The following is a 12024-nucleotide window of genomic DNA, read 5'->3' as shown; positions in this document are numbered from 1 at the left end:
ACCACGGATGTACTGGCGCAGAACGTCGTAGCGATAGGAAAGGTCGGCGCAATGCCGGCCTTTTTGCTTTTCGCACTCCATCTCTTTGTTTGACGCAATTCCGGGACGGAAAACCGTTTCACACTTTTCTTGGAATTGCTCTATTGCCGGGGCGTGGTCGAGCAGCGATCGGGCCACGTAAGCCTCGTCCGCTGTCGCTTTTTTGGCGTCAACTTTTGCGGAGAGATATTGTCATTGCCGGCGTTGGCCCTACCATCCATTTCGGCAGTCCGGCATGGATTGTCGGTCAGGCGCGGGATGAGGGCTGGCGATGAAAAGCGTTGTGAGGCGGGTTGCGGTTGCGGGCGTGATGCTGGCGAGCGCCATTCATTCTTCAGATGCGGCTGAACTGAACACCATGAACGATGTCGGGGCTGCCATCCAGGCATGCTGGACGCCGCCGGCGGATGCCGGACCTGCCAGCGTCACCTTGAGCTTCAGCTTCAAGCGGGACGGCACGCTGATCGGCCCACCGAGGCCGACAGCCATCAAGGTGGATGGCGATGCCAAGGCGAAAAAATCGTTTGTCGATGCCGCAACTACGGCCTTGCAGAATTGCCTGCCCCTGACCTTCTCAGCGAAGCTGGCGCAAGGGATCGCCGGCAACGTGTTCACGTTGCAATTCGCCTCTCCCAAGTAGCTCACGAGCGGCGCAAGCCGCATTGCCAAGATGCGCTTGGCCCGTGCTGCACGGCTCAGTGGTGACTGCGCCTTGCCTTGGCGTGCCGGGCAAGATCGGGCGTCTCGAAGACGTAGTCGTTCCAGGCCGATTCCGGAACCTGGCCGGCCAGATAGCATTCCAGCAACAGGCTTTGCTCGGGGTTGAGAGGCCTTGGCGCGCGCTCATGATCCAGCCCCAGCGAGTGAAACAGGTTTCTTGTCAGGTCGGAGACAGTGAAGTGGATCGACATCTGCGTTCTCCTTTGGCCATTCAACGCCGGAGACCGGGCAAAGGTTTCAAAGGCACATGGCGGTAACGACGGATTGACTCCGGCCCGTTGCGCCGTGGCTCTCGGCGATCGTGGGGCTTGCCGCATTGTTTTGGAGTTCGTCTCAATCTTGAAATAAAAATGTAATATCGAATTTACATGAGGCGACCTAATACACTAGGCGAAAGTCTCTTCAGGCTGAAAAGCTTGTAGAAATTAGGTGTTACTTATTTAGCCGAAACTTTCCGAAGTCAAGAATTGTAATTCCAGGTTCTCTGCAACAAGGACAAAGTCGTCCAGATGATCCGTTTCTGGCCTCTCATGATGATCGCGCTGATATCGCTGGCGGTGGTTTTGTTCGGTACGCTTTCGTCCTACGCGGACAGCTGCGGCGCGATCAGAAGCCAGTTGCTTTCGGCCGGCCGCAGCGGCGGGGCGAGCCCGGAGCTTGGCCAGTTGCGCCGGCAACTTGCCGCCATCCAGACTATCGAGAGACAGCGACAGTGCTCGGCGAAAAGTTCGCTCGGTGGCCTCTTCAACGCTTGCGCCGACCTTGCCAGGAGCCGCGCGGATGTGCAGCGCCGGATCGCTGCCGCGGCGAATTCGGACCGGGACACATCGGGCCTGCAGGCGCGCTTCGTCGCGCTTGGCTGCGCGCCTTCGGCAAAGCAACGGCCGGCGCGCGCCGCGCCCGGCACCCAATCGGCGGGGGCCACGCTCGGCGGCAATGCGATGCTGTTTTGCGTGCGCCTGTCGAACGGGTATTTCTTCCCGGCGCCAAAGTCGCAATTCGCGGCCAGCGGCGATCTGAAGGAGACGGCCGATCAGTGCCGTTACATCTGTGATGATCCCAGCGTCGACCTCTACACGTTGAGTGACGCCAACCTCGAAACCGACCAGATGGTCGCGCTCGATACGCACAAGCCGTATACCGAGCTGCCGGCGGCCTTCAGATACCGCGATGACGCGAGTTTCAAGGCATGCGACGTCAAGCGCTACTACCAGCGGGTCACCGAACTGCGAGCCAGGACGGTGACCCCCGCCGACATGAGCAACGCCATCATTCCGCTGCCGACGGTAAAGCCGGATCTTGGCACCCCGGATCTTAGCACCGTTGCAGCCGTTCCGGTGCCCGATGCCGAAGCCCAGGGCGCCGCCCAGCACCAGTCGATCGAGGCCAGCAAGCGGGCGGTGCGTGTGGTCGGCCCGGCCTTCTTCCCTGCCGACTGAGCACCATTTGCGGATGACCGGCTGCCGCAAGCCTGTTGCGATCCGGCTGGATCCTGAAATCTGCCTGGAACAGAGGGGCGCTCACGGCGTTGTGATCGACATCAGCCAGGAGAAACGCCATGGCCACGTTCAGGGAAATGCGGGTGCTGGAGATCGTCGAAGACGGCTCCCTGACCGCCGAACAGAAAATCGCTGAACTCCGCGGGATTGAATCCGAGGCGCGCGGGCTTCAGCGGGCCGCCTCGGAGAGCCCGATGGGCGACGATGATGGCTGGCAGGACGATCTGCGCCAGGTTCGTCTTGCACTCGACAAGCTCGGTGCGAAAGAGCCGAAAAAGGGCGCCGCCTCGCTGTGACGCAGGCCCACCGAAAGCTATTTGCCAATCGTTTTCTTCTTATCCGAAACCAGTTCCCCTTCCAGGGGGCCTGCTCTAGTCGCAGAGCATGCGAGCCCTCTTGCCGGGTTCGCTGACGTTCCTGCATGTGAGCGGTTTTGCGGGGGCAGACAGGGACGCTGACGCGGGTAGCCTCGTCTGGTGCCGTCTGGGCGGCGCGGCATGCGTCATGACCCGGCGCTCTGAAAACCGCGTCGGCGGCTGCGGCGCTACCGGAAAGGCGCCGTTTTCGACCTCGGATGGCCCATAGTTGACATTCGCTGGCGGACGATCCCAGAAACGCCGGACATCGAGCGGTCTCGGGATGACGACGGTCCCGTCATAACTGCGCGAGCAGCCGCTGCCGAAAAGCAGCGCTAGCCCCATGAAAAAAGGCACAATCCGTCCAAGCATCAGCAATACCCCTGCCGGTGATTATATAGCGGCTTCGACCCCGCCGACAACCGGGGCGGAACAACGCAGGCCGTGTCGGCCGATATGTCTAACCGGGCGTTAAGGTTAGCGGATCGTTAATGCTTCTCGGGCACATTCCGCCGACGAACCGCGGAGGAGGGTTCGGCCTTGGTTTTCGGGGTGGGGACGGCATGGCGGAAGCGGACGAAACAGTTGGCGCGCGCGGCAAGCGCGGGCCTCGCAAACCCACAGCGCATGGCGATGATGCGTCGTCGTCCGCCGCTTGCATGGATTCGAACGATGCGCTTCGCCAACTCGTCGAAGCCGGTTCGGACTGGGTCTGGGAGACCGACGCCGAGCTGCGCTTCTCCTGGCTTTCGCAAAACTATCAGGCAGCCACCGGCATCGATCCGGCAAACGTGCTTGGCCGGTTCCGCTTCGATTTCCTCAACCAGGTCCTGAACGGCGACCGCAGTGGCGCCGCGCATCTGGAGGATCTGCAGGCGCACCGGCCTTTTCGCGACTTCGTCTATGAGCTCAAGGGTGGCAGCGCCGATTGCCGCTGGGTTTTGACATCGGGCTTTCCAAGGCTCGACGGCGAGGGAAGATTTGCCGGCTATCGCGGCATCGGCCGCAACGTTACGGCACTGGCCAGCGCCTTCAAAAGTCCGGGGCAGGGACCGTCGACGGTCGGCGAACCCGACCAGCATCTGGCCGATCTCGAGCGGACGATGGACGCCATGCACATGGGCGTCGTGCTCCTCGACGCCAGGCTCGACACGCTGATCGTCAACAAGGCCTATCGCGACCTCTCCAGGATTCCGGACGGCGCTGTCACCGTCGGCGCTCCGTTCAGCCTGTTGATGGAACTTAACCGCCGTAACGGCATCTATGGCGACATCGACGAACAGCAATGGCAGCGCTACCTCGCCACCCGCATCGAGGAGATTCGCGCCGGCTCCGTCGCGCCACGCGAGTTTCCCCATGCCGACGGCCGGACGATGATGTTCTCGGTGACGGCGCTGTCCGGCGGCAAGCGGCTGTTGACCTATTATGAGGTCACCGAGATCAAGAACCGCGATGCCGAGATCGAGAGCGCCAACGCCAAGATCGCCGAGACCTTCGCCAATCTCCACACCATGGTCGACCAGATGCCGATCGGTGTCCTCGTCCTCGATGCTGATATGCGCGCCGAAGTCATCAACCGCGCCTTCTACGATTTCTGGCAGATCGACGCCCGGCGCGCCGAGATCGGCTGCAGTTTCCGCGATCTGATGGACGCCAGCCGCGACATCGATCCGTTTGGTTCCGACGATGCGACATGGCAGCGACACATAGTCGAGCGCGAGGCGGAAATCAGGGCCGGGACTGTCGGATCGCGGCAGTTCCCGCGCAATGACGGCCGCACGCTGATATCGTCGACGGCGCCGTTGGCCGGCGGCAGGCGGCTGATCTCCTATGTCGATGTCACCGATATGAAAGACCGCGAGGCCGAACTTGCCGACGCGTTGGAGAAAGCGCGACTGGCGGAAGCGGTGATCAACGCCGTCAAGGATCCGATCTTCGTCAAGGACGACCATCTGCGCTTCGTCTTCGTCAACGAGGCGTTCGCCGCCTTGTTTGGCCAAACGCCGCAAGCCATGCTCGGCAAGCCCGGTGGCGATTTCCTGACAACGAACGACACCGCGCTTTTCGAGAGGAGCGAACTGGACGTGCTTGCGACGGGGCACCCGTACGAAGTGGAAGAGAATTTCGAGGCCGATGGCGCCAAGCGCTCGCGCATCGTCAGGAAGAGCCGCGTCGGCATGGCCAGCGGCCGCAACTACGTTGCCGGCTTCCTGTTTGACATTTCCGACATGAAGCGCCGCGAAACCGAGGCGCAGGATGCGCGCCAGCATCTCGCCAGCGTGCTGGAATCCTTGCCGGCCGCCGTGATCATCTACGATCGCGATGACAAGTTCGTTTTCGCCAACCGCAAGATCCAGGATACGCTGCCCGCCTTGAAGCCGGCATGGCAGCCCGGCTGTACATTCCGCGAGGCGCTCGTCCTCGGCCATGCGAACGGCTATTTCCGCAGCAGCGGCGACCCGCAAGTCGACAAGCTCTACGATGACGATCCCGATCGCTGGCTGGACGCGATCCTCGCCCGCTACCGCTTGCCCAATTCCTCCTACGAGCGTCACAACCCCGACGGCCGCTGGTATCAGGTCTACGACATGCGGACCAACGACGGCACCTTCATCGGCGTGCGGGTCGACATCTCCGAGATCAAGAGCCGCGAGGCGGCGTTGCGCGACTCGATGCGCCAGATCGACCTGTTCCGGCACGTGCTGGACGAGTTGCCGGTCGCCGCCTTCATCAAGGCGCAGGACCTGAGCATCGAATTCGTCAACAAGGCCTGGTGCGCGATAACCGGCTTCGCCAAGGAGGATGTCATCGGCCGCACCGACCGTCAGCTGTTCGGTGCGCAGGACGCCGATGGCTACAGTCAGGACGACACGCAAGTCGCCGTGACCGGCGCCGTCAAGGAGGTCGAGGAACCCGTCACCCATCGCGACGGCACGGTTCGGCAATTGATGACGCGCAAGAGCCGCCTGGTGGCGCTGGACGGATCGGTGCATCTGGTCGGTTCCAGCACCGACATCACCGACGTCAAGGCGCGCGAGCGCGCGCTGGAAGAGAGCATGCGCGAGAACGAGGTGTTCCGCAGCCTGATCGACAATGTGCCGGTGTCGATCTACGCCAAGCGCTCCGACCTCAGGCAGTTCTACGTCAACAAGGGGTGGTGCGATCTCACCGGCTTCAGCAAGGAAGAGGCTACCGGCAAGACCGACATCGAGATCTTCGGGCCGGATGGCCAGGCCTTCGTCGACAGCGACCTTGCGGTCCTGCGCACTGGTGAAACGCAAGAGGTCGAAGAGACCGTGACGGCGGCCAACGGCAGCGTCAGGCATCAGTTTGCCCGCAAGGGGGCGATGATCGCCTCCGATGGGTCGCTCTACCTGATCGGCTCGACCACCGACATCACCGAGTTGAAGACGCGCGAGGCCGAACTGCGCGAGGCCCGGCAGCGCGCCGTGCTCGCCGACCGCGCCAAGTCGGAATTCCTCGCCAATATGAGCCACGAGATCCGCACCCCGATGAACGGCGTGCTCGGCATGGCCGAACTCCTGGCCAAATCGGACCTCGACCCGAAGCAGAAGACGTTTACCGACATCATCGTGAAATCGGGCAACGCGCTGCTCACCATCATCAACGACATCCTGGACTTCTCCAAGATCGATGCCGGTCAGCTGGTGCTCGATCCGGCGCCCTTCAATCTTGCCGAGGCGATCGAGGATGTGGCGACGCTGGTGTCGACACGCGCCAAGGAGAAGGACCTCGAGCTGATCGTGCGCATCGAGCCTCGTCTCGAAAGCCTGTTCGTCGGCGATATCGGCCGCATCAGGCAGATCGTCACCAACCTGCTCGGCAACGCGGTGAAATTCACCGATGAAGGCCATGTGCTGGTCGACGTCACCGGCGAGAGGGTTCCGACCGGAACGAAGCTCACCATCTCGGTCACCGATACCGGCATCGGTATCCCCGAGGAAAAGTTGAAACTGGTGTTCGAGAAGTTCAGCCAGGTCGACACCTCGTCGACGAGGCGCCACGAGGGGACCGGCCTCGGCCTCGCCATCACCTCGCGGCTGGTCGAGCTGATGGGCGGCGACATCGGGGTCGAGAGCGCCGAAGGCAAAGGTTCGACCTTCTGGTTCACGGTGACGCTGCCGAGGGCCGGACAGCAGAACGGGCAACGCATCACGCCGATCGACGTGACCGGCGCGCGCGTGCTGATCGTCGACGACAATGCCGTCAACAGGGCCATCCTGACGGAGCAGATGACATCGTGGACGTTCGATTCCTGCGCGGCCGAAAGCGGCGCCGAGGGCCTCAAGGTGCTGATCGCCGCCGCCGCCTATGGCGTGCCGGTCGATTGCGTCGTGCTCGACTACCAGATGCCTGAGATGAGCGGCGCCGAAATGGCGCGGATCGTGCGCAACACTGCCGGCCTTGCCGGCACGCCGATCATCATGCTGACCTCGGTCGACCAGTCGCTCGCCAACACCAGCTATCGCGATCTTGGCATCGATGCCCAGCTGATCAAGCCCGCGCGCTCTTCGGTGCTGCTGGAAACGCTGGTCGCCACCATCCAGCGGCATCGCCACAACACGAGCGGCAGCGACGCGCTGCCGCTCGCAGCCGACGTCGCTGCGAGCAATGTGGTGCGGCCACAGCCCTCGGCGCCGTCTGAACAGCGGGCGCTGCTGCAGCCGCCTTCGATTCGCCCCCGGCCACCCGTGGCGGGTGGCGGCGACAGGTTGGACATCCTGGTGGCCGAGGACAATGAGGTGAACCAGATGGTGTTCACCCAGATTCTCGGTGAGACCGGTTATGGTTTCGAGATCGTCGGCAATGGCCGCAAGGCGCTCGACGCCTTCGGCCGGCTCAATCCGTGCATGATCCTGATGGATGTCTCGATGCCGGAGATGAACGGGCTCGAGGCAACCGCCGCCATTCGCCGGCTGGAGGAAGAAACCGGCACGCATGTGCCGATCGTCGGCGTCACCGCGCATGCGCTGAAGGGCGATCGCGAGCGCTGCCTGGAGGCCGGCATGGACGACTATCTGCCCAAGCCGATCAGTCCCCGAGCCCTGCTCGAGAAGGTCGAGCGCTGGGTCGGCGCCAGCCGCCAGGCTCAGCGCAACGCCGGGTAAGGGGCTCTCGGCGCACCTGTTGGCGAGAAACTATGCGGAGATTCGCGACGCGTCCCGTGCGCAGCACCATGGTGCGATCGCACCATATCAAAACTGTGCCTAATCGAGACAATAACTATATTCGAATTCCGCTCTTCCCAGTTACGGGCGGGAGCAGCGACCGCCGGCATGAGACAGCGTCAACCTACCCCAACGGACCTGTTTTCGGCGATGGCCCGGCCACGACACCGTCTGGCCGAGAGCAACGCGCTCCCGTCCGGATTTTCTTTGCCGAGGCGGCAGTCCCGTAACTGCGGGCCGGTCTCGGCCTGAAACGGCGCAAGTGCCTGATTCCGGGAGCAAAGCCGGGCTCAGTCGGGAGTGCCGGCTGGCCGGCGTTTTCCCCACCCCAATGACGCGTTACCGGGGTGACATCAAACTGTCATGCGACTGTAATAATCGAAGGCTATTGGCCTCAGCGGGCGCCGAGAGGAATGGCGCCGAGAGACCATCTTCCGAACAGGAGCAGGCCACATGAGACATTTCATCCGCTCGGCGGCCGTTGCGATCGCAATGGCTACGGCGTCTACTTTCACCCTTTCCGCGGCAATGGCAGCTGATCTTTCCGGCGCCGGCTCGACCTTCATTTATCCGGTGTTCGCCAAGTGGGCCGACACCTACAAGAAAGACACCGGCATCGGCCTCAACTACCAGTCGATCGGTTCAGGCGGCGGCATCAAGCAGGTCATCGCCAAGACCGTGACCTTCGGCGCCACCGACAAGCCGATGTCCGACGCCGACCTGGAAAAGAACGGCCTCGTGCAGTTTCCAATGGTGATGGGCGGCATCGTGCCGATCGTCAACCTGACCGGCGTCAAGCCGGGCGAACTCGTCCTTGACGGCAAGACGATCGCTCAGATCTACCTCGGCGCCATCACCACCTGGGACGACGCCGCGATCAAGGCACTGAACCCGACCCTGACCCTGCCATCGACGGCGATCGCCGTTGTCCATCGCTCGGACGGCTCGGGCACGACCTTCAATTTCACCAACTACCTGGTCAAGCTGTCGCCCGACTGGAAGGACAAGATCGGTTCGGACACGGCGGTCGAATGGCCGACCGGCGTCGGCGCCAAGGGCAGTGAAGGCGTTGCCAACACCGTCAAGCAGACCGACGGCGGCATCGGCTACGTCGAGTATGCCTATGCCAAGCAAAACAACCTGTCCTACTCCAAGTTGGTGAATGCCGCCGGCAAGGTCGTCGAGCCGTCGCTCGAATCCTTCGGCGCGGCTGCTTCGAATGCCGACTTCAAGGGCGCGAAAAACTTCAACGTCATCATCACCAACGAGCCCGGCGACACCACCTGGCCGATCGCTGCCTCGACCTGGGTGCTGATCCACAAGGTTCCGGACGATGCTGCCGCAACCGGTGAAGCGCTGAAATTCTTTGCCTGGGCCTACAAGGACGGCAAGGAAACCGCCAAGGCGCTCGACTATGTCTCGATCCCCGATAGCGTCGTCGACCTGATCAAGACCTCCTGGAAGGCTGACATCCAGGCCGACGGCAAGCCCGTCTACGCTGGCGAATAACATCCTCCAAAGGAGCGCCGCACCGCGGCGCTCCTTATTCGTCCCTCAACACAAAGAGCCGAGCTTCACATGAGCGCTGTCCAGGAAGCCTTGCCAGCCATTCGAGGTTCGCGCGACGCGATTGTCAGACGGTTCGCGCTGACGGACTCGATTTTCCACGGGATGACCCGGGCCGCTGCCATATTGGTGCTGGTCCTGCTCGGCGGCGTTGCGATCTCGCTGTTTGCCGGATCCTGGCAAGCCCTGTCGACCTTCGGCTTCTCCTTCCTGACCAGCGAAAGCTGGAACCCGGTGACGGAGAAATTCGGTGCGCTGGCGCCGATCTACGGCACCATCATCACCTCCGCCATCGCCATCCTGATTGCCGTGCCGCTCGGCATCGGCATCGCCATCTTTCTCACCGAGCTTTGCCCGCGCCCGCTGCGACGGCCGATCGGCATGGCGGTGGAGCTGCTCGCCGGCATCCCGTCGATCATCTACGGCATCTGGGGCCTGTTCGTGCTGGCGCCGTTCCTGCAGACGACCGTGCAGCCCTTCATCATCGGCGTGTTCCACGGTATTCCAGGGCTTAGCAGCCTGTTTGCCGGTCCGCCCTACGGCATCGGCCTGCTGACCTCGTCGCTCATCCTTGCCATCATGGTGCTGCCCTTCATCACCTCGATCACCAAGGACGTCTTCGACACAGTGCCGCCGGTGCTGAAGGAGTCGGCCTACGGTATCGGCTGCACGACCTGGGAAGTGACCCGCCGCGTGGTTATCCCCTACACCAGGATCGGCATCATGGGCGGCGTCATGCTCGGCCTTGGCCGCGCGCTCGGCGAAACCATGGCGGTGACCTTCGTCATCGGCAACGCGCACCGCATCTCGACGTCGCTGTTCGCGCCGGCGACGACGATCTCGGCGACCATCGCCAATGAATTCACCGAAGCCGTCGGCGACCTCTACACTTCTTCGCTGGTGGCGCTCGGCCTGATCCTGTTCGTCATCACCTTCCTGATCCTTGCCATCGCCCGCTACATGCTGATGCGCATCGACGCCCGCACCGGAGCCTGACCGATGTCGACAGCCACATCGCTTCACCAGAGCCGCAAGAGGAAGAATGCCGTGATGATGACGCTGTGCGTCACCGCGGCGGGCATCGGCCTAGCCTGGCTGGCGCTCATCCTCGGCGCGCTGGTCTACAAGGGCGCCGCCGGCCTGTCCTTTGACGTCTTCACGCAGATGACGCCGCCTCCCGGCGACGCCGGCGGCCTGCTCAACGCCATCTATGGCAGCGTGGTGATGACCGTCATCGCCGTCATCGTCGGCACACCGATCGGCGTGCTGGCCGGAACCTACATGGCTGAGTACGGTCGCTTTTCCAAGCTGACCACCGTGGTGCGGTTCATCAACGACATCCTGTTGTCGGCGCCATCGATCATCATCGGCCTGTTCGTCTACGAACTGATGGTGCGGCCGATGGGGCATTTCTCGGCGATCGCCGGTGCAGTCGCGCTCGCCATCCTCGTCATCCCGGTTGTCGTGCGCACCACCGAAGACATGCTCAATTTGGTGCCGAACGCCTTGCGCGAAGCCGGCACCGCGATCGGCGCGCCGCGCTGGGTGGTCATCAAGTCGGTCGCCTACCGCGCCGCGCTTTCCGGCATCGTCACCGGCATATTGCTGTCGATCGCCCGTATCTCCGGCGAGACGGCGCCACTGCTCTTCACGGCGCTCAACAACCAGTTCTGGTCGAGCAATCTCAACGCGCCGATGGCCAGCCTGCCTGTCACCATCTTCCAGTTCGCTCTCAGCCCTTACGAGGAATGGCAGCAACTGGCCTGGACCGGTGCACTCATCATCACATTGACGGTTCTCGCGCTCAGCATCGTTGCTCGCAGCCTGACCGGACGCAGAGAGGACAAATGAGCCAGATGTTGTCTCCAGACATGACGATCGCCGCCGAGGCCACCGCCAAGGCCAAGATCGAGGTCAAGAACCTCAACTTCTACTACGGCCAGTCGAAGGCGCTGAAGGACATCACGCTGTCCTTGCCCGAGCGCAGCGTCACCGCCTTCATCGGGCCTTCGGGCTGCGGGAAGTCGACGCTGCTGCGCGTCTTCAACCGCATCTACGAACTCTATCCCAAGCAGACCGCCGAAGGTCAGGTGCTGCTCGACGGCCAGAACGTTCTCGACCGCTCGCAGGATCTCAACCTGCTGCGGACCAAGATCGGCATGGTGTTCCAGAAGCCGACGCCATTTCCGATGTCGATCTACGAAAACATCGCTTTCGGCGTCAGGCTCTATGAGAAGCTCAGCAAGTCCGAGATGGACGGCCGCGTCGAGCAGGCGCTGAAGCGCGCAGCACTCTGGACCGAGGTCAAGGACAAGCTCAACGCCAGCGGCCTCAGCCTCTCCGGTGGTCAGCAGCAGCGGCTCTGCATCGCCCGCACCGTGGCGGTGAAGCCGGAAGTCATCCTGCTCGATGAGCCGGCCTCGGCGCTTGACCCGCTGTCGACCGCCAAGATCGAGGAGCTGATCGACGAGTTGCAAGCCGACTACACGATCGTCATCGTCACCCACAACATGCAGCAGGCGGCGCGCGTGTCGAAGCAGACGGCCTTCATGTATCTGGGCGAACTGGTCGAGTTCGACCGCACCGAGAAGATCTTCACGTCGCCCCGCGAGAAGCGCACGCAGGACTACATCACCGGCCGCTTCGGCTGAGTTC

The 12024-nt window shown here is 62.7% G+C and carries 9 protein-coding genes; 8 read left to right on the top strand and 1 reads right to left on the bottom strand.

Going from position 1 to position 12024, the window contains the following annotated elements; all coding sequences use genetic code 11:
* Window positions 1-310: 310 nt before the first annotated feature.
* On the top strand, window positions 311-679 hold the full coding sequence (locus tag EJ076_RS34120) for a hypothetical protein (protein ID WP_126070819.1): 369 nt from the start codon (window positions 311-313) through the stop codon (window positions 677-679).
* A 55-nt stretch (window positions 680-734) separates the two neighbouring features.
* Here the strand turns inward: EJ076_RS34120 and EJ076_RS34115 are convergent, their stop codons facing one another.
* Entirely contained in the window at window positions 735-950 is a 216-nt protein-coding gene (locus EJ076_RS34115) for a hypothetical protein (RefSeq protein ID WP_109665080.1), read from the bottom strand.
* A 318-nt stretch (window positions 951-1268) separates the two neighbouring features.
* Between EJ076_RS34115 and EJ076_RS34110 the strand changes: the two genes are divergently transcribed.
* The 7 genes from EJ076_RS34110 to pstB all read left to right on the top strand — a co-directional run bounded on the left by EJ076_RS34110 (window position 1269) and on the right by pstB (window position 12020).
* The gene (locus EJ076_RS34110; protein WP_126070818.1) at window positions 1269-2198 is read left to right on the top strand and encodes a DUF2865 domain-containing protein; all 930 of its coding nucleotides are present in this window, start codon (window positions 1269-1271) and stop codon (window positions 2196-2198) included.
* Window positions 2199-2317: 119 nt separating this feature from the next.
* Window positions 2318-2554: a hypothetical protein gene (locus EJ076_RS34105; RefSeq protein ID WP_109665088.1), complete on the top strand. Its 237-nt coding sequence runs from the start codon at window positions 2318-2320 to the stop codon at window positions 2552-2554.
* Window positions 2555-3177: 623 nt separating this feature from the next.
* Window positions 3178-7743, top strand: a complete 4566-nt coding sequence (locus EJ076_RS34095; protein ID WP_164548802.1) for a PAS domain-containing protein — start codon at window positions 3178-3180, stop codon at window positions 7741-7743.
* A gap of 513 nt (window positions 7744-8256) precedes the next feature.
* Window positions 8257-9312, top strand: coding sequence for a phosphate ABC transporter substrate-binding protein PstS (pstS, locus tag EJ076_RS34090; RefSeq protein WP_109665098.1), 1056 nt, complete (start codon window positions 8257-8259; stop codon window positions 9310-9312).
* 69 nt (window positions 9313-9381) lie between these two features.
* Window positions 9382-10365, top strand: a complete 984-nt coding sequence (gene pstC, locus EJ076_RS34085; protein WP_126070815.1) for a phosphate ABC transporter permease subunit PstC — start codon at window positions 9382-9384, stop codon at window positions 10363-10365.
* Between the two features lie 3 nt (window positions 10366-10368).
* On the top strand, window positions 10369-11220 hold the full coding sequence (gene pstA / locus EJ076_RS34080; RefSeq protein ID WP_126070814.1) for a phosphate ABC transporter permease PstA: 852 nt from the start codon (window positions 10369-10371) through the stop codon (window positions 11218-11220).
* The gene (gene pstB / locus EJ076_RS34075; protein ID WP_126070813.1) at window positions 11217-12020 is read left to right on the top strand and encodes a phosphate ABC transporter ATP-binding protein PstB; all 804 of its coding nucleotides are present in this window, start codon (window positions 11217-11219) and stop codon (window positions 12018-12020) included. The genes pstA and pstB overlap by 4 nt, the downstream gene beginning before the upstream one ends.
* Window positions 12021-12024 lie beyond the last annotated feature (4 nt).

It is taken from the genome of Mesorhizobium sp. M7D.F.Ca.US.005.01.1.1, from assembly GCF_003952545.1.
Taxonomy (GTDB): domain Bacteria; phylum Pseudomonadota; class Alphaproteobacteria; order Rhizobiales; family Rhizobiaceae; genus Mesorhizobium; species Mesorhizobium loti.
The sequence above is the reverse complement of the archived record's forward strand: the minus strand, read 5'-3'. Positions and strand labels throughout refer to the sequence as shown.

Coding starts and splice junctions, on each gene's coding strand:
- EJ076_RS34105 (WP_109665088.1), top strand. CDS start 2,318: ATGGCCACGTTCAGGGAAATGCGGGTGCTGGAGATCGTCGAAGACGGC.
- EJ076_RS34115 (WP_109665080.1), bottom strand. CDS start 950: ATGTCGATCCACTTCACTGTCTCCGACCTGACAAGAAACCTGTTTCAC.
- pstS (WP_109665098.1), top strand. CDS start 8,257: ATGAGACATTTCATCCGCTCGGCGGCCGTTGCGATCGCAATGGCTACG.
- EJ076_RS34110 (WP_126070818.1), top strand. CDS start 1,269: ATGATCCGTTTCTGGCCTCTCATGATGATCGCGCTGATATCGCTGGCG.
- EJ076_RS34120 (WP_126070819.1), top strand. CDS start 311: ATGAAAAGCGTTGTGAGGCGGGTTGCGGTTGCGGGCGTGATGCTGGCG.
- EJ076_RS34095 (WP_164548802.1), top strand. CDS start 3,178: ATGGCGGAAGCGGACGAAACAGTTGGCGCGCGCGGCAAGCGCGGGCCT.
- pstC (WP_126070815.1), top strand. CDS start 9,382: ATGAGCGCTGTCCAGGAAGCCTTGCCAGCCATTCGAGGTTCGCGCGAC.
- pstA (WP_126070814.1), top strand. CDS start 10,369: ATGTCGACAGCCACATCGCTTCACCAGAGCCGCAAGAGGAAGAATGCC.
- pstB (WP_126070813.1), top strand. CDS start 11,217: ATGAGCCAGATGTTGTCTCCAGACATGACGATCGCCGCCGAGGCCACC.